The organism is Bradyrhizobium sp. WBAH42 (genome assembly GCF_024585265.1).
Lineage (GTDB): Bacteria > Pseudomonadota > Alphaproteobacteria > Rhizobiales > Xanthobacteraceae > Bradyrhizobium.
Genome location: NZ_CP036533.1, coordinates 5,412,185 through 5,428,430, shown reverse-complemented (window position 1 = coordinate 5,428,430; position 16,246 = coordinate 5,412,185). Strand labels below are relative to the sequence as shown.

Below are 16,246 nucleotides of genomic sequence, written 5' to 3'. Positions count from 1 at the left end.
ATACTGACTCGCAGAGGTAAGCCACGCGCGCAACGTCGATCTGCTATGGGGTCCAGAAATTCGTCGCGCCGGGTCCGCGCCAGCGGCGCAGCGTTTCACGCTGCACCGCGTCCGGACACGGGCCGGGTTGTCTCACTTCGCCCCGTCAGCCGCCGGAATCGGCTCCATCCCGCTCGCGATGATCGCGTCGCGCGCGGCGGGGGAGGCGAGGAAGTTTATCAAGGCGCGGCCAGCGTCCGGCTCCTTCGCGCCCGTCGCAATCCCAGCCGAGAAGATCGTAATCTTCTGCAATTCGTCCGGCAGCGGTCCGACGATGTCGATGCCCTTGACGGGCTTCAATTCGCTGATCTGCTGAAAGCCGAGTTCGGCCTCGCCGTGCGCGACGATCTCGCCGACCGGCGTTGCCGGAATCTTGCGGGCCTTGTCCTTCATGACGTCGGCAATGCCGAGCTTGTCGAACATCTCGGTCGAGACGTAGACGCCGCTGGCGCTGTCGGAATAGGCGATCGTCTTCGCCGCCAGCAGCGCGCGTTTGACGGCATCGGCCGAGCTGATGTCCGGCTTCGGCGCGCCCGATTTCACCGCGATTCCGATCGGTGACCTCGTGAGATCGACCTGGCTGCCGGCGACGACCTTGCCTTTGCTCGCGAGGTCGCTCAGGGCATAGCCCACCATGATCAGGACGTCGGCCGGCTCGCCGCGCTCGAGCCGGACGGGAATCGCGTTGGCGGTCGTTCCCATCGACGGCCCGTATTCCGTGAGCACCTTGTTGCCCGTGGCCTTCTCGAATTCCGGCACGAGCGCCTTGTAGGCGGCCGTCAGTCCGCCGGAGATCATCACCCGCACCTCAGCGGCATCCGATGTGCCGGTCAGCAAGAGGACGCCGAGGACGCCTAGCGCAAAGTTACGGAATGTTGCGGAGATTGATGTCATCGTCGTCGTCTCCAACTAGCCCCGTCCGCGATAGGGCGCGACGCCTTGCTCAGGCACCCACAGGCCCTTCGGCACGCGGCCGGTCTGCCAGAACACGTCGATCGGGATGCCGCCACGCGGATACCAATAGCCGCCGATGCGCAAGAATTTCGGCTTGATCTCGGAAGCGATGCGCTTGCCGATCATCACGGTGCAGTCCTCGTGGAAGGCGCCGTGATTGCGGAAGCTCGCGATGTAGAGCTTGAGCGATTTCGATTCCAGCAGCCACGCCCCCGGCGCGTAGTCGATCATCAGATGCGCAAAATCCGGCTGGCCCGTGACCGGGCAGAGCGAGGTGAATTCCGGCACGGTGAAGCGGACCAGATAGTCCGTGCCTTTCTGCGGATTGGGCACGCGGTCGAGCTGGGCTTCTTCCGGCGTGTGCGGCCACTCGACCGCGCGGCCGAGTTGGAGGGATTTTTTCGCCATCGTCGTCACATCCTTTTACGGATGTCGGGATGGACGCAATCGCGGCCGTCGTCAACCGGCGGCGATCGTCTGGATCATGACGATGCGGTCGTTGCCGGACTCGCAGCCCCACAGCTCGCCCGGACGGCCGTCGAGCTGGCGGACATTGGCGTTGGCCTTGTCGCTCACGAACACGTTGAACTTCTCGGTGGCGGGATCGAAGCGGACGATGGCGTTGGCGGAGAAATCGGTCAGCCAGACCTTGTCCTTGTCATCGACATACACGGCATAGGCGCGGGGACGTTCGCCCGGCAGCTTCCAGGTCTTCCACGAGCCGTCATCGGGATCATGCACCGAGACATGGCCGCTGTTCCACTCGCTGACCCAGATCCGGCCTTTCGAATCCGACCAGACGCGCCGCGAGCCCTGGTTCGGGGTCGGCGGCTCGACCACGGTCGCATTGCCGCCCGCGCGGTCGATCTTCGCGATATGGCTGCCGGCGAGGGAGGCGTACCAGACATCGCCCTTGGGCGTTACCGTGATGCCGTAGGGGCCCACCCCCTTCGGCGCCTTGAACACATTCATCTCGCCGGTCTTCGGAGACAGCCGGCCGTAACAGCCGGATTGCCCGGTGAACCAATAGGTGCCGTCCTTGTCGAACACGCCGGTGTTGAGATTGGCTGAGGCGAACCTTTCCGGCAGGCGGAACAGCGTGACGCTGAGATCGGAAGGGTCGACGCGCGCGATCGCGTTCTGGCCGCCCTCGGTGATCCAGGGCGCGCCGTCGGGGCCGATCGTCACGCCGTGTGGGGCCGCGCCCTGGCCGAGGCTGACCGTCTTGAAACGGCCATCGCGTGGATCGAGTCTGCCGAGCAGGCCCTTGCCCTGCGCCGTGAACCAGATGGTGCCGTCGGGGGCGGGGGTGAGATCATGCAGGCCGATGCCCGGGCTGATGGGATAGTATCTCGTCCGGAACGGGCCTTCCTGCGCAAAACCTGGGCGGGCGGCAAGCAGCGCGGCGCTCGAAGCAAGAAACTGGCGGCGGTTCATGGCGTTACCCCGACTGTTTGAGATTGAGGTTGGGCACGCGGACCAGGTGCGGCGGAGCATAGTCTGAGGCACCTCACGCGTCAGTCAGAGCAGTGCGTCCAAGCGTTCACATTTGCTTGCGGCCCGTGTAAGACCCGCGGCACCGATCAGCCCTAACGAACGGAAGTGGACATCATGACCGCCATCATCGACATCATCGGCCGCGAAATTCTCGATAGCCGGGGCAATCCCACCGTCGAGGTCGATGTCGTGCTGGAGGACGGCGCGCTCGGCCGCGCCGCGGTTCCGTCCGGCGCCTCCACCGGCGCCCACGAGGCCGTGGAACTGCGCGACGGCGACAAGGCCCGCTATCTCGGCAAGGGCGTGACCAAGGCGGTCGGCGCCGTCAACGGCGAGATCTTCGAGGCCCTCAGCGGCCTCGACGTCGAGCAGCAGGCCCAGATCGACCAGATCATGATCGACCTCGACGGCACGCCGAACAAAAGCCGGCTCGGGGCCAACGCCATTCTCGGCGTCTCGTTGGCATGCGCCAAGGCGGCCGCGAACTCGCTCGACATGCCGCTCTACCGCTATGTCGGCGGCACCTCGGCGCGCCTGCTGCCGGTGCCGATGATGAACATCATCAATGGCGGCGTGCACGCCGACAACCCGATCGACTTCCAGGAATTCATGATCCTGCCGGTCGGCGCATCCTCGTTCGCCGAAGGTTTGCGCTACGGCGCGGAAGTCTTCCACACGCTGAAGTCCGAATTGAAGAAGGCCGGCCACAACACCAATGTCGGCGACGAGGGCGGCTTCGCCCCGAACCTGCCGTCGGCCGACGCCGCGCTCGACTTCGTCATGAACGCGATCGGCAAGGCCGGCTTCAAGGCGGGCGCTGACATCATGCTCGGCCTCGACTGCGCCTCGACCGAGTTCTTCAAGGACGGCAAATACGTCTATGAAGGCGAGGGCAAGACCCGCTCGATCTCCGAGCAGGCGAAATATCTTGCAGACCTCGTCTCGCGCTATCCGATCGTGACGATCGAGGACGGCATGTCGGAGGACGACATGGACGGCTGGAAGGAGCTCACCGACCTGATCGGCAAGAAGTGCCAGCTGGTCGGCGACGACCTCTTCGTCACCAACGTCAAGCGCCTCGCCGAAGGCATCAAGACCGGCCGCGCCAACTCGATCCTGATCAAGGTCAACCAGATCGGCACGCTGACCGAGACGCTCGCCGCCGTCGAAATGGCGCACAAGGCCGGCTACACCTCGGTGATGTCGCACCGCTCCGGCGAGACCGAGGATTCCACCATCGCCGACCTCGCGGTCGCCACCAATTGCGGTCAGATCAAGACCGGCTCCCTTGCGCGGTCCGACCGCACCGCCAAATACAATCAGCTCCTGCGCATCGAGCAGCAGCTCGGCAAGCAGGCGCTTTATGGCGGCAAGGCGGCACTGAAGGCGCTGGCATAAGCCGGCGTCTCGATCCGCGCGAAGAGAAGGACAGGGGAGGATCGACATGAGTGACGGCAAGACCGGACTGGAATTGCGTTCGCTGCTCAAGAAAAGCGGCGAGCTGGAATTGTCTCTCGTGACGGTCCCGACGCCGGAGCCGGCCGACGATGAGGTCGTGGTTCGCGTCGAGGCGACCCCGATCAACCCGTCAGACCTCGGGCTGCTGATCGGGGCGGCCGACATGTCGGCCGCCAAGGCCTCCGGCACCAAGGAGATGCCGGTCATCACCGCGACGATGCCGGAGGCGGCGATGCGGATGATGGCGGCGAGATTCGATCAGTCGCTGCCGGTCGGCAATGAGGGCGCCGGCACGGTGATCCGGACTGGATCGTCGGACGCAGCGAAGGCCCTGATGGGCAAGACGGTGTCGATGATCGGCGGCGCGATGTACACGCGGTACCGCGTGCTGAAGGTCCGCGACGTCATGGAGCTGCCGCCGGGCACCACGGCCGCCGACGGCGCCTCCTGGTTCGTCAATCCGCTGACCGCACTCGGCATGACCGAGACGATGCGGCGGGAGGGCCACAAGGCGCTCGTGCACACGGCGGCCGCCTCCAATCTCGGCCAGATGCTCAACAAGATCTGCATCAAGGACGGCATCGGCCTCGTCAACATCGTCAGGAACAAGGAGCAGGCCGACATCCTGCACAAGATCGGCGCCAAATACGTCGTGGATTCCAGCGTACCGAGCTTCATGGACGATCTCACCAACGCGCTGGTCGAGACCGGCGCCACCATCGCCTTCGACGCCATCGGCGGCGGCAAGCTGGCGAGCCAGATCCTGACCGCGATGGAGATCGCGGCCAACAAGACCGCGAAGGAATACAGCCGCTACGGCTCCAACGTGTACAAGCAGGTCTACATCTATGGCAGCCTCGACACGCGGCCGACGGAGCTGAACCGCTCGTTCGGCCTGAGCTGGGGCGTCGGCGGCTGGCTGCTTACGCCATTCCTTCAGAACATCGGCCCGGCCGAGATCGGCCGCCTGCGCAAGCGCGTGGCATCCGAGCTCAAGACCACCTTCGCCAGCCACTACACCAAGGTGGTGTCGCTCGCCGAGGCGCTCGATCTCGCCAATATCGCGGTCTACGCCAAGCGGGCCACAGGCGAAAAATTCCTCATCAACCCGAACAAGTGATCGCTTTGGTCCGTTACCGGTAAACATCAGGCCGCCGCTTGGCGGCCTGATTGCTTTTGATCGTGGCCCGGATGGAGCGCAAGCCGACCCATTTCCGGAAACGCAGCGTTTCCAAATCGGACCAGTTCATGCACTTGCATCTATCGGCCCGGATGGCTTAAGTGCCGTCCCGGCATTCCCGCTCACCTTCAAGGACACCCAATGGCCTACAACATCGTCACGATCGCTGGCAGCCTGCGCAAGGACGGCTTCTCGCTCAAGATCGCCAATGCGCTCGCCAAGCTCGCGCCTGCCTCGCTCAAGCTCGAGGTGATCACGCCGGCGGGCATCTCGTTCTTCAACCAGGACCTCGAGGGCGCGCCGCCCGCGGACTGGCTCGCCTTCCGCGAGAAGCTCAAGAGTTCGAACGGCGTCCTGTTCGTCACGCCCGAATACAACCGCTCGATCCCGGGCGTCCTGAAGAACGCCATCGACGTCGCCTCGCGGCCCTATGGCAAGAGTTCGTTCCTCGGCAAGCCGGTCGGCATCATCTCCAACTCGCCGGGTCCGCTCGGCGGCGTCAGTGCGGCCAAGCATCTGCAGACCATCCTGCCTGGCATTTCCGGTCCGATCCTTCAGCAGCCGGAAATCTATCTCAATGGCGTCGGCGATGCCTTCGATGCGGAGGGCAACCTGACCAAGGACTCCCTCAAGACGGTGCTGCAGCAATACATCGAGGCCTTCGCCGCGCATGTGGCGAAGAATCAGGGCTGAGTTCTCGCTCTCTCCGTCATGGCCGGGCCTTGTCCCGGCCATCCACGTCTTTGCCGACCTCACTGAAGAACGTGGATGCCCGGGACAAGCCGGGGCATGACGATTGGCGTATTGAGAGAGGCAATTAGCACTCCCTTAACCAACCTGTCCCATCTTCCGAAGATGGTCTCACGCGCGCGCCTGAAGTCGATCCTGACCGGCCTTGCCCTCTATGCGATGGCGGCGGCGATCGTCGGCTATTTCGGCGTCAACGCCTATACCGGCAAATACGGTCTCAACGCCCGCCAGGAACTGGATCAGGAGATCATCGCGTTGACGAGCGAGCTGGCTCAGCTCAAGCGCGAGCGGGCCAGGAGCGAGCAACGGGTGTCGCTGCTGCGGTCGGAGAAGATCGACCCGGACATGCTGGACGAGCGCGCGCGCTTCCAGCTCGACTATGTCCATCCGCGCGATCTCGTTCGGATGATCCCGGCGAACTAGCCATCCGCAGCTTCTGAAAGCCGCAGCGAAAGTCGCTGCTGAAATCCGACCACTCTGTCCTTTTGCCTCCTGCGAAGGTCGTAACCCCGGAACCGCGCGGTTGCCTTGACGGCGGCGCCGCGGCGGGCTCATGCCTTTGGTGGCGCTCGCTGAAGTTGACGCAGATCAACCGGACAGCACCGGCACGTCCTACACTGCTATCCGGAGGAAACTGTGATGAATGGGACAATGCCCCGGCATCACGCGGCCCGTGTCGAGGCCGCCATCGCGTCAGGCCAGGCGGCTCGCTCCGCGCTCGTGGCCTCGTGGCGCCGTTCCTCCCGATTGCATCACCTTGATCCCAGCGGTCGCGCCGCGCCGATGCGGCTGACCGAAGCCGAGCTGCAGCAGGCGCGAGAGCGCATCGCGCCGCTTCTGGCGGCCGCGCAGGGCGCGATGGACCGGCTATATCAGGCCGTCGGCGCTGCGGGCTGCTGTGTGCTGCTCGCCGATCGCGAGGGCGTGCCGGTCGATCGCCGCGGCACGGCGGCGGACGATGCGACGTTTCAGTCCTGGGGCCTGTGGACGGGCGCGCTCTGGAGCGAGGAGCATGAGGGCACCAACGGCATCGGCACCTGCCTCGTCGAGCAGCGTCCGCTGACCATCGATCGCGACCAGCACTTCTTTGCCCGCAACACGCTTCTGAGCTGCACCGCCGTTCCGATCTACGACCACGAGGCGGCGCTCGCGGGCGTGCTCGACGTCTCCTCCTGCCGCGCCGACCGCACCGACGCCTTCGCCAGCCTGATCGCGCTCGCGGCGGGCGAGGCGGCCAAGCGGATCGAAGCCGACCTGTTTCGCAAGGTCTTCGCCCATGCCCGCATCGTGCTGACGCAGGCGGCGGACGGAAGCTGCGGCGGCCTCGTTGCGGTCGATGCGGACGATCTGGTGATCGGCGCAACGCGCTCCGCCCGGCTGGCGCTCGGCATCGCGACCGGCGGTGCGTTGCGGCCGATGCCCGCGGCCGATCTTCTCGGCGGTGATGCCGCGCACGATCATCTTGCCGGAGGCCAGCGTGCGGTGCTGCAACGCGCGCTGCTGCGCGCCGGCGGCAACGTTTCCGCCGCCGCCAAGGCCCTCGGCGTCAGCCGCGCCACGCTGCACCGGAAGCTCAAGCGGTTCGAGCTGAACCACTAGGCCGCGCTATTCCTCAATCGTCATTGCGAGCGCAGCGAAGCAATCCAGAGTCCCTCCGCGGAAAGATTCTGGATTGCTTCGCTGCGCTCGCAATGACGGTGGAAGCCGCTGGTGCGCCAATTGCTCCTTGCTTCTGACGGGCGAGTACAACTGTCGCAGAACTGCGACAGGTCCGCTCCGCGATCGCGTCCGCCCGGGCTGACAGAAAACGCCTCCCGCATCATCGTCTGCGCAAGTCGCGAACAGGCGACGACAAGCGCAAACAGCAACATCGGGAGTGATCAATGAACAAGGTGGAATTCCTCAGCGTCACCAAAGTTCCCTTTGCCGAACGCTACGACAATTTCATCGGCGGCAAGTTCGTCGCGCCGATCTCCGGGAAATATTTCGATAATGCCTCGCCCCTGACCGGCCAGGTCGTCTGCAAGATCGCGCGGTCCGACGCGCAGGACGTCGAGGCGGCACTCGATGCGGCGCATGCCGCCAAGGCCGCCTGGGGCCGCACCAGCGTCGCCGAGCGCGCCGCGATCCTGAACCGGATCGCCGACCGCATGGAAGAAAACCTCGAGCGCCTGGCGATTGCCGAGACCTGGGACAACGGCAAGCCGATCCGCGAGACGCGCGCCGCCGACCTGCCGCTCGCGATCGACCATTTCCGCTATTTCGCCGGCGTGGTGCGTGCCCAGGAAGGCTCGATCGGCGAGATCGACCACGACACCATCGCCTACCATTTCCACGAGCCGCTCGGCGTGGTCGGCCAGATCATTCCCTGGAACTTCCCGCTTCTGATGGCCTGCTGGAAGCTCGCGCCGGCGCTCGCCGCCGGCAATTGCGTGGTGCTCAAGCCCGCCGAGCAGACCCCGGCCTCGATCATGGTCTGGGCCGAGATCATCGCCGACCTGCTGCCGCCGGGCGTGCTCAACATCGTCAACGGCTTTGGCCTCGAGGCCGGCAAGCCGCTGGCGTCGAGCCCGCGCATCGCCAAGATCGCCTTCACCGGCGAGACCACGACGGGCCGGCTCATCATGCAATATGCCAGCCAGAATCTCATCCCGGTGACGCTGGAACTCGGCGGCAAGTCGCCGAACATCTTCTTCAAGGACGTCACCGCCGAGGACGACGATTTCTTCGACAAGGCGATCGAGGGCTTCGTCATGTTCGCGCTGAACCAGGGCGAGGTCTGCACCTGTCCGAGCCGGGCGCTGGTCCACGCCGACATCTACGACCGTTTCATGGAGCGGGCGCTCAAGCGCGTCGCCGCGATCAAGCAGGGCGACCCGCGTGATGCCGCCACCATGATCGGCGCGCAGGCCTCCAGCGAGCAGCTCAGCAAAATCCTCTCCTATATCGACATCGGCAAGCAGGAGGGCGCCAAGGTGCTGGCCGGCGGCGGACGCGCCGATCTCGGCGGCGATCTCACCGGCGGCTTCTACGTCCAGCCGACCGTGTTTGAGGGCCACAACAAGATGCGAATCTTCCAGGAGGAGATTTTCGGCCCCGTCGTCTCGGTCACGACCTTCAAGACCGACGAAGAGGCGCTCGCGATCGCCAACGACACGCTCTACGGCTTGGGTGCCGGTGTCTGGAGCCGCGACGCCAATCGCTGCTACCGCTTCGGCCGGGAGATCCAGGCCGGCCGGGTCTGGACCAATTGCTACCACGCCTATCCCGCCCATGCGGCGTTCGGCGGCTACAAGCAGTCGGGCGTCGGGCGCGAGACCCACAAGATGATGCTCGATCATTATCAGCAGACCAAGAACCTCCTGGTCAGCTACAGCCCGAAGAAGCTCGGCTTCTTCTGATCGGGTCGGAAGGGCGGCGCCGCTTCGGCGCCGCCCGCTCCGAATGTCGGGATTGGCGCACGCACCGTTCTTGATCCGGTCACGAATCTGCGCACGCCATGGCGTGCATAGATTTGTTGCCTGATCAGCGCCAAAGATTTTCCAATATTTCGATCACGCTGCAGTGCGGCATAATGAAAGTCGTGCCATGCCGCCGCGGTGCTTTCCAAGGGCGTTTGACTTGGGTTAGAGAGGGCGAAAGTTTTCTCTGACCCGGAATTCCCATGGCCGCACCCAAGAAAGCCGCCGCAAGCGCTCCACAGGACAAGTCCGACGGCGGTTCGCCCCCGGAATTCACCAGGGAGCAGGAGCTCAAGGCGCTCCGCGACATGCTCCTGATCCGGCGGTTCGAGGAAAAGGCCGGCCAGCTCTACGGCATGGGCGCCATCGGCGGCTTCTGCCACCTCTATATCGGCCAGGAGGCCGTGGTGGTCGGCATGCAGATGGCCCTGAAAGAGGGCGATCAGGTCATCACCGGCTATCGCGACCACGGTCACATGCTCGCGACCGGCATGGATGCCAATGGCGTGATGGCCGAGCTGACGGGACGCCGCGGCGGCTATTCCAAGGGCAAGGGCGGCTCCATGCATATGTTCAGCAAGGAGAAGCACTTTTACGGCGGTCACGGCATCGTCGGCGCGCAGGTCTCGCTCGGCACAGGCCTCGCCTTCGCCAATCACTATCGCGGCAACGGTAACGTCAGCGTCACCTATTTCGGCGACGGCGCGGCTAACCAGGGCCAGGTCTATGAGAGCTTCAACATGGCGGAGCTCTGGAAGCTGCCGGTGATCTTTGTCATCGAGAACAACCGCTACGCCATGGGCACCTCGGTCTCACGCGCCTCGGCGCAGCAGGATTTTTCCAAGCGCGGCGCGTCCTTCAACATTCCCGGCAAGCAGGTCGACGGCATGGACGTCCGCGCCGTGAAGGCGGCGGGCGAGGAGGCGGCGGCCTGGTGCCGCGCCGGCAAGGGTCCCTTCATTCTGGAGATGCAGACCTACCGCTATCGCGGCCATTCGATGTCCGATCCTGCAAAATATCGCACGCGCGAGGAGGTCGAGAAGGTTCGCCACGACCAGGACCCGATCGAGCAGGTGCGCAACCGCCTGCTCGCCGCCAAGGTCAGCGAGGCCGATCTGAAGGCGATCGACGCCGAGGTGCGCGACATCGTCAATGCGTCCGCCGATTTCGCCCAGCATGATCCCGAGCCGGATGCCGCCGAGCTCTGGACCGACGTGTACCGCTGAACGCGCGCAAGCTTTCCTTGGAGAAGACATGCCAATTCAAGTGCTGATGCCCGCGTTGTCGCCCACGATGGAGAAGGGCAACCTCGCCAAGTGGCTGAAGAAAGAGGGCGAGACGATCAAGTCGGGTGACGTGATCGCCGAGATCGAGACCGACAAGGCGACCATGGAGGTCGAGGCGACCGATGAGGGCACGCTCGGCAAGATCCTGATCCCCGAAGGCACCGCTGATGTCGCGGTGAACACACCGATCGCGACCATTCTCGCCGATGGTGAGAGCGCGGCTGATCTGGCGAAAGCACCTGCGACGGCCGCGAAGGCTGCAGAGTCCGCGCCGCCAGCCGCAGCAAAGGCCGAGGCGCCTGCGCCGAAAGCTGCGCCTGCTCCGCAGGCCGTCGCCGAGCCCGATCCGGAAGTCCCCGCCGGCACCGAAATGGTGACGCAGACCATCCGCGAAGCGCTGCGCGACGCCATGGCCGAAGAGATGCGCCGCGATGCGGACGTGTTCGTGATGGGCGAAGAGGTGGCCGAATATCAGGGCGCCTACAAGGTGACCCAGGGCCTGCTCCAGGAGTTCGGCGCCAAGCGCGTGATCGACACGCCGATCACCGAGCATGGCTTTGCCGGCGTCGGCGTCGGTGCGGCGATGACCGGCCTCAAGCCGATCGTCGAGTTCATGACCTTCAACTTCGCCATGCAGGCGATCGACCAGATCATCAACTCCGCGGCCAAGACGCTCTACATGTCCGGCGGCCAGATGGGATGCTCAATCGTGTTCCGCGGACCGAACGGTGCGGCTGCGCGCGTCGCCGCCCAGCACAGCCAGGACTATTCGGCCTGGTACTCGCACGTTCCGGGCCTCAAGGTCGTCGCCCCGTATTCGGCGGCCGATGCCAAGGGCCTGCTCAAGGCTGCGATCCGCGATCCCAATCCGGTGATCTTCCTCGAGAACGAGGTGCTGTACGGCCACACCGGCGAAGTGCCCAAGCTCGACGACTTCATCATCCCGATCGGCAAGGCGCGCATCGTCCGCGCCGGCAGCCACGTGACCATCATCTCCTGGTCGAACGGCATGACCTATGCGCTGAAGGCCGCCGACGAGCTTGCCAAGGACGGCATCGAGGCCGAGGTGATCGATCTGCGCACGTTGCGGCCGATGGACACCGAGACCATCGTCAACTCGGTCAAGAAGACGGGCCGCGCCGTGACGGTGGAAGAGGGTTGGGCCCAGAGCGGCGTCGGCGCCGAGATCGCCGCGCGCATCATGGAGAACGCCTTCGACTATCTCGACGCGCCGGTGACGCGCGTGTCCGGCAAGGACGTGCCGATGCCCTATGCCGCGAACCTGGAGAAGCTCGCGCTGCCCTCGGCGGCGGAGGTGGTCGAGGCCGCCAAAGCCGTCTGCTACAGGTAGAATAGGCAACCATGTATAAGCTAACCTGGCATATCTACTGGCGCTGGATATTGGCAGCTCTGGCTTTTACGGCGGCTATTCCGCTCGTGGTCATGGTCGTTGAGTTTCCGGTGATGCTTTTGGTGGCGATCCTGTCGCGCATGCTGGGCTATCCGGAATTTGCGGCCACTGCCACGACCGTCGTCAACGCGATGATCTTCCAGCCGGTCGTTTTGGCTGGTTTGTTTTTCGCCGTTGGTTTCCTTGCGCTCCGGTCCATGCTGAAGCGAGCGATTGGAGTAGAGTTTGACGGGAAGGTTCTTGTCCTCCAGGACGCATCGAGTTCGTCGCAATGAGCGGCCCCAAGGAGCAGCCACTGCCGCCCGACGTCATGACCCGCGACGACGCGGTCGAGATCCTGCGCGTCTTCGTGCTGGATGGCGGGCTGTCGATGGCGTTCCAGCGCGCCTTCGAGGAGCCCGACATGTGGGGGCTATTGCTCGTCGATCTCGCCCGCCACGCCGCGCGCGCCTACGCGCGCGAGAGCGAATACACCGAGGAGGACGCGCTGAACCGGATCCTCGACATGTTCCAGGCCGAGATCGAGCGTCCCACCGACACCGGCACCACGACGCCGCGCGGCAAGGGGCACTGATCATGGCGATCGAATCCTATCATTACGATTTCATGCTGGAAGCGATCCGCGAGGCCGAAGCCTCGATCGCGCAGGGCGGCCTGCCGATCGGCGCGGTGCTGACGCGCGACAACAAGATCATCGCCCGCGGCCACAACAACCGCGTCCAGGAGAACAATCCCATCCTGCACGGCGAGATGAGCTGCCTGCGCGAGGCCGGCGCGATCTCGTTCCACGATACCGTCATGTACACGACGCTGTCGCCCTGCTCGATGTGCGCCGGCGCGCTCGCGCTGTTCAAGGTCAAGATGGTGGTGATCGGAGAGTCCATCACGTTCCCCGGCTCCAAGGATATCCTCGACAAGTTCGGCATCCCCTGGATCGACCTTGCCGACGATCGCTCCATCACCATGATGAAGAATTGGCGTTCCATCCCTGCCAATGAGCGCCTGTGGCAGGGCGACATCGGCAACTAAACCTGGTCTGTTCGTCGCCGCTGTCGGAGACGACGTTTTGCAAAATTCTTCTTGAGGTCAGCATGCCCATCAACATCCTGATGCCCGCTCTCTCGCCGACGATGGAGAAGGGCAACCTCGCCAAGTGGCTGAAGAAGGAAGGCGACAAGGTCAAATCCGGCGACGTCATTGCCGAGATCGAGACCGACAAGGCGACCATGGAGGTCGAGGCGATCGACGAGGGCACGATCGCCAAGATCCTGGTGCCCGAGGGCACGCAGGACGTTCCGGTCAACGACGTGATCGCCGTGCTCGCCGGTGAGGGCGAGGACGTGAAAGCCGCAGGGAGCGCCAAGCCCAGCGCTTCGGCCGCGCCGCCGAAGGCCGCCGAAGCCCCAGCGGCCGCACCGGCTGCCGCGCCAGCGCCTGCTGCGCCCAAGGCCGCGCCGCCGCCCGCAGCACCCGCGCCGCAGCCCGCAGCTCCGGCCGCCCAGGCCAATGGCCATGGCGGTCGCGTGTTCTCATCGCCGCTGGCGCGGCGCCTCGCCAAGGAAGCCGGCATCGATGTCGGCATGGTCACCGGCACCGGCCCGCACGGCCGCGTGGTCGCGCGCGACGTCGAGCAGGCCAAATCCGGCAAGGGCCTCAAGGCACCCGCCGCGGCGCCGTCAGGCGCGCCGGCGATCGCGCCGACCATGTCGGACAAGCAGATCCTGTCGCTGTTCGAGCCGGGCTCGTACGACATTGTCCCGCATGACGGCATGCGCCGCACCATCGCGCAGCGCCTGACTGCGTCGATCCAGAACGTCCCGCATTTCTATCTCACCATCGACTGCGACATCGGCAAGCTGCTCGCCGCGCGCGAGGAGATCAATGCGGCTGCACCCAAGGACAAGGAGAAGAAGCCGCTCTACAAGATCTCGGTCAACGACTTCGTCATCAAGGCGATGGCGGTGGCGCTGCAGAAGATCCCGAACTGCAACGTGAGCTGGACCGAAAGCGGCATGGTCAAGCACCATCATTCCGACGTCGGCGTTGCCGTTGCGATGCCTGGCGGCCTGATCACGCCGATCATCCGCAAGGCCGAGACCAAGACGCTCTCGACCATCTCGAACGAGATGAAGGACTTTGCGGCGCGCGCACGTTCCCGCAAATTGAAGCCCGAGGAGTATCAGGGCGGCACCACCGCCGTCTCCAACCTCGGCATGTATGGCATCAGCCACTTCACCGCCGTGATCAACCCGCCGCATGCGACGATTCTCGCGGTCGGCACCAGCGAGGAGCGTCCCGTGGTGCGCGGCGGCAAGATCGAGATCGCGAACATGATGAGCGTGACCTTGTCCTGCGATCACCGCGCCATCGACGGCGCCCTCGGCGCCGAGCTGATCGGCGCGTTCAAGCAGCTGATCGAAAACCCTGTGATGATGATGGTCTGACGCGGCGGCAGAGGGGGCAACCTTGCATGTCCGGACCCGCTGGCCATGGATATCGCTGCTACTCGGAGCCATCGTCGCGCTCAACCCGATCGGGCTCGATTTTCTTCACTCTGCGTTCTTTGCCGGCGAGCAGCTGGCACGGAACATCGCCCAGCCGATCGTGCTCACCGCGCTGACCATGATGGTCCTGGTGGTGGTGCTCGAATGGCTGGTGAGGTCTTTTCTGGTCAAGCGCCGCGCCCGCGGCGCTTCTTGAGTTGAACGGGAGCCGCTATGGCCGATACATCCTTCGACGTCATCATCATCGGCTCCGGCCCCGGCGGCTATGTCACCGCGATCCGCGCCGCGCAGCTCGGCTTCAAGACCGCGATCGTCGAAAAGTCCTATCTCGGCGGCATCTGCCTGAACTGGGGCTGCATCCCGACCAAGGCACTCTTACGCTCGGCCGAGATCTACCACTACATGCAGCACGCCAAAGACTACGGCCTGTCGGCGGAGAAGGTCTCGTTCGATCCGAAGGCCGTGGTGCAGCGCTCGCGCGGCGTCTCCAAGCGGCTGAACGACGGCGTCGGCTTCCTGATGAAGAAGAACAAGGTCAGCGTGATCTGGGGCGCCGCCTCGATCGATGCGCCCGGCAAGGTCACCGTGAAGAAGTCCGACGTCGAGGGCCCGAAGGGCGCGCTGGGCGAGGGGACCTATCAGGCCAAGCACATCATCGTCGCGACCGGCGCACGGCCGCGCGTGCTGCCCGGCCTCGAGCCCGACAAGAAGCTGATCTGGACCTACTTTGAAGCAATGGTGCCGGAGCGGATGCCGAAGTCGCTGCTGGTGGTCGGCTCCGGCGCGATCGGCATCGAGTTCGCCTCGTTCTTCCACACCATGGGCTCCGACGTGACCGTGGTGGAAGTGCTGCCGCAGATCCTGCCCGTCGAGGACGCCGAGATCGCAGGCTTCGCCCGCAAGCGGCTGGAGAAGCAGGGCATCAAGATCATGTCCTCCACCAAGGTGACGAAGCTGGAGAAGAGGGCCGACAGCGTCGTCGCCACCATCGACGACGGCAAGGGCAAGCCCGTCACAACCGAGTTCGAGCGCGTAATCTCGGCGGTCGGCGTCGTCGGCAATATCGAGAATCTCGGCCTGGAAAAAGTCGGTGTCAAAACCGATCGCGGCATCATCGTGGTCGACGGCTACGGCAAGACCAACGTTCCCGGCATCTATGCCATCGGCGACGTCTCCGGTCCTCCGATGCTCGCGCACAAGGCCGAACATGAGGGCGTGATCTGCGTCGAGGCGATCAAGGGCCTGCACCCGCATCCCATGGACAAGAACATGATCCCGGGCTGCACCTATTGCCATCCGCAGGTGGCCTCCGTCGGTTTGACCGAAGCCAAGGCCAAGGAGAACGGCCGCGAGATCCGCGTCGGCCGCTTCCCCTTCGTCGGCAACGGCAAGGCGATCGCGCTCGGGGAGGATCAGGGCCTGGTCAAGGTGATCTTCGACAAGAAGACAGGCCAGCTGTTAGGGGCCCACATGGTCGGCGCCGAGGTCACCGAGCTGATCCAGGGCTACGTCGTCGCCATGAACCTGGAGACCACGGAAGAAGAGTTGATGCACACGGTGTTCCCGCATCCGACGCTGTCGGAGATGATGAAGGAAGCCGTGCTGGATGCGTATGGGCGGGTGTTGAATATTTGATGGCTGGCATCGCCGCCCACCGCCGTCATTGCGAGCGCAGCGAAGCAATCCAGACCGCCTCTGCGGAAAGA

General features: G+C 64.7%; 17 protein-coding genes. 14 read left to right on the top strand and 3 right to left on the bottom strand.

Annotated elements, in window-relative coordinates:
- Window positions 1-132: 132 nt before the first annotated feature.
- The 3 genes from DCG74_RS25415 to DCG74_RS25405 are packed head-to-tail and all read right to left on the bottom strand — an operon-like array spanning window position 133 to window position 2,430.
- Window positions 133-933, bottom strand: coding sequence for an extracellular solute-binding protein (locus DCG74_RS25415; RefSeq protein WP_172783628.1), 801 nt, complete (start codon window positions 931-933; stop codon window positions 133-135).
- A gap of 15 nt (window positions 934-948) precedes the next feature.
- The gene (gene queF, locus DCG74_RS25410; protein WP_061881832.1) at window positions 949-1,401 is read right to left on the bottom strand and encodes a preQ(1) synthase; all 453 of its coding nucleotides are present in this window, start codon (window positions 1,399-1,401) and stop codon (window positions 949-951) included.
- 51 nt (window positions 1,402-1,452) lie between these two features.
- The gene (locus DCG74_RS25405) at window positions 1,453-2,430 is read right to left on the bottom strand and encodes a lyase (protein ID WP_172783629.1); all 978 of its coding nucleotides are present in this window, start codon (window positions 2,428-2,430) and stop codon (window positions 1,453-1,455) included.
- 174 nt (window positions 2,431-2,604) lie between these two features.
- On the opposite strand from DCG74_RS25405, the gene eno reads away from it, so the two are divergent.
- The 14 genes from eno (at window position 2,605) to lpdA (ending at window position 16,175) form a co-directional block, all read left to right on the top strand.
- On the top strand, window positions 2,605-3,888 hold the full coding sequence (eno, locus tag DCG74_RS25400) for a phosphopyruvate hydratase (RefSeq protein ID WP_172783630.1): 1,284 nt from the start codon (window positions 2,605-2,607) through the stop codon (window positions 3,886-3,888).
- A 46-nt stretch (window positions 3,889-3,934) separates the two neighbouring features.
- Entirely contained in the window at window positions 3,935-5,068 is a 1,134-nt protein-coding gene (locus DCG74_RS25395) for a zinc-binding dehydrogenase (protein ID WP_172783631.1), read from the top strand.
- A 201-nt stretch (window positions 5,069-5,269) separates the two neighbouring features.
- Window positions 5,270-5,821 (top strand): NADPH-dependent FMN reductase, encoded by a 552-nt coding sequence (locus DCG74_RS25390; RefSeq protein WP_172783632.1) that lies wholly within the window; start codon window positions 5,270-5,272, stop codon window positions 5,819-5,821.
- A gap of 162 nt (window positions 5,822-5,983) precedes the next feature.
- Complete coding sequence (locus DCG74_RS25385; protein ID WP_025036496.1) at window positions 5,984-6,301, top strand: septum formation initiator family protein; 318 nt, start codon at window positions 5,984-5,986, stop codon at window positions 6,299-6,301.
- Between the two features lie 216 nt (window positions 6,302-6,517).
- Entirely contained in the window at window positions 6,518-7,477 is a 960-nt protein-coding gene (locus DCG74_RS25380; protein WP_172783633.1) for a GAF domain-containing protein, read from the top strand.
- A 284-nt stretch (window positions 7,478-7,761) separates the two neighbouring features.
- Complete coding sequence (gene adh / locus DCG74_RS25375) at window positions 7,762-9,279, top strand: aldehyde dehydrogenase (protein ID WP_172783634.1); 1,518 nt, start codon at window positions 7,762-7,764, stop codon at window positions 9,277-9,279.
- A gap of 263 nt (window positions 9,280-9,542) precedes the next feature.
- Window positions 9,543-10,565, top strand: a complete 1,023-nt coding sequence (pdhA, locus tag DCG74_RS25370; RefSeq protein ID WP_172783635.1) for a pyruvate dehydrogenase (acetyl-transferring) E1 component subunit alpha — start codon at window positions 9,543-9,545, stop codon at window positions 10,563-10,565.
- A gap of 28 nt (window positions 10,566-10,593) precedes the next feature.
- Entirely contained in the window at window positions 10,594-11,976 is a 1,383-nt protein-coding gene (locus DCG74_RS25365) for a pyruvate dehydrogenase complex E1 component subunit beta (RefSeq protein ID WP_172783636.1), read from the top strand.
- An 11-nt stretch (window positions 11,977-11,987) separates the two neighbouring features.
- Window positions 11,988-12,311, top strand: coding sequence for a hypothetical protein (locus DCG74_RS25360; protein WP_172783637.1), 324 nt, complete (start codon window positions 11,988-11,990; stop codon window positions 12,309-12,311).
- The gene (locus DCG74_RS25355) at window positions 12,308-12,610 is read left to right on the top strand and encodes a DUF5076 domain-containing protein (protein WP_172783638.1); all 303 of its coding nucleotides are present in this window, start codon (window positions 12,308-12,310) and stop codon (window positions 12,608-12,610) included. Before DCG74_RS25360 ends, DCG74_RS25355 begins: the two co-directional genes overlap by 4 nt.
- 2 nt (window positions 12,611-12,612) lie before the next feature.
- A complete protein-coding gene (locus DCG74_RS25350) occupies window positions 12,613-13,065 on the top strand; it encodes a nucleoside deaminase (RefSeq protein ID WP_172783639.1) in 453 nt (150 codons plus the stop codon).
- Between the two features lie 62 nt (window positions 13,066-13,127).
- The gene (locus tag DCG74_RS25345) at window positions 13,128-14,480 is read left to right on the top strand and encodes a pyruvate dehydrogenase complex dihydrolipoamide acetyltransferase (protein WP_172783640.1); all 1,353 of its coding nucleotides are present in this window, start codon (window positions 13,128-13,130) and stop codon (window positions 14,478-14,480) included.
- 22 nt (window positions 14,481-14,502) lie between these two features.
- Window positions 14,503-14,736 carry a hypothetical protein gene (locus DCG74_RS25340; protein WP_172783641.1) on the top strand — a complete coding sequence of 78 codons (234 nt, stop codon included), beginning with the start codon at window positions 14,503-14,505 and terminating at the stop codon, window positions 14,734-14,736.
- A gap of 17 nt (window positions 14,737-14,753) precedes the next feature.
- Window positions 14,754-16,175, top strand: coding sequence for a dihydrolipoyl dehydrogenase (gene lpdA, locus DCG74_RS25335; RefSeq protein ID WP_172783642.1), 1,422 nt, complete (start codon window positions 14,754-14,756; stop codon window positions 16,173-16,175).
- Window positions 16,176-16,246 lie beyond the last annotated feature (71 nt).

Coding starts and splice junctions, on each gene's coding strand:
- DCG74_RS25415 (WP_172783628.1), bottom strand. CDS start 933: ATGACATCAATCTCCGCAACATTCCGTAACTTTGCGCTAGGCGTCCTC.
- queF (WP_061881832.1), bottom strand. CDS start 1,401: ATGGCGAAAAAATCCCTCCAACTCGGCCGCGCGGTCGAGTGGCCGCAC.
- DCG74_RS25405 (WP_172783629.1), bottom strand. CDS start 2,430: ATGAACCGCCGCCAGTTTCTTGCTTCGAGCGCCGCGCTGCTTGCCGCC.
- eno (WP_172783630.1), top strand. CDS start 2,605: ATGACCGCCATCATCGACATCATCGGCCGCGAAATTCTCGATAGCCGG.
- DCG74_RS25395 (WP_172783631.1), top strand. CDS start 3,935: ATGAGTGACGGCAAGACCGGACTGGAATTGCGTTCGCTGCTCAAGAAA.
- DCG74_RS25390 (WP_172783632.1), top strand. CDS start 5,270: ATGGCCTACAACATCGTCACGATCGCTGGCAGCCTGCGCAAGGACGGC.
- DCG74_RS25385 (WP_025036496.1), top strand. CDS start 5,984: ATGGTCTCACGCGCGCGCCTGAAGTCGATCCTGACCGGCCTTGCCCTC.
- DCG74_RS25380 (WP_172783633.1), top strand. CDS start 6,518: ATGAATGGGACAATGCCCCGGCATCACGCGGCCCGTGTCGAGGCCGCC.
- adh (WP_172783634.1), top strand. CDS start 7,762: ATGAACAAGGTGGAATTCCTCAGCGTCACCAAAGTTCCCTTTGCCGAA.
- pdhA (WP_172783635.1), top strand. CDS start 9,543: ATGGCCGCACCCAAGAAAGCCGCCGCAAGCGCTCCACAGGACAAGTCC.
- DCG74_RS25365 (WP_172783636.1), top strand. CDS start 10,594: ATGCCAATTCAAGTGCTGATGCCCGCGTTGTCGCCCACGATGGAGAAG.
- DCG74_RS25360 (WP_172783637.1), top strand. CDS start 11,988: ATGTATAAGCTAACCTGGCATATCTACTGGCGCTGGATATTGGCAGCT.
- DCG74_RS25355 (WP_172783638.1), top strand. CDS start 12,308: ATGAGCGGCCCCAAGGAGCAGCCACTGCCGCCCGACGTCATGACCCGC.
- DCG74_RS25350 (WP_172783639.1), top strand. CDS start 12,613: ATGGCGATCGAATCCTATCATTACGATTTCATGCTGGAAGCGATCCGC.
- DCG74_RS25345 (WP_172783640.1), top strand. CDS start 13,128: ATGCCCATCAACATCCTGATGCCCGCTCTCTCGCCGACGATGGAGAAG.
- lpdA (WP_172783642.1), top strand. CDS start 14,754: ATGGCCGATACATCCTTCGACGTCATCATCATCGGCTCCGGCCCCGGC.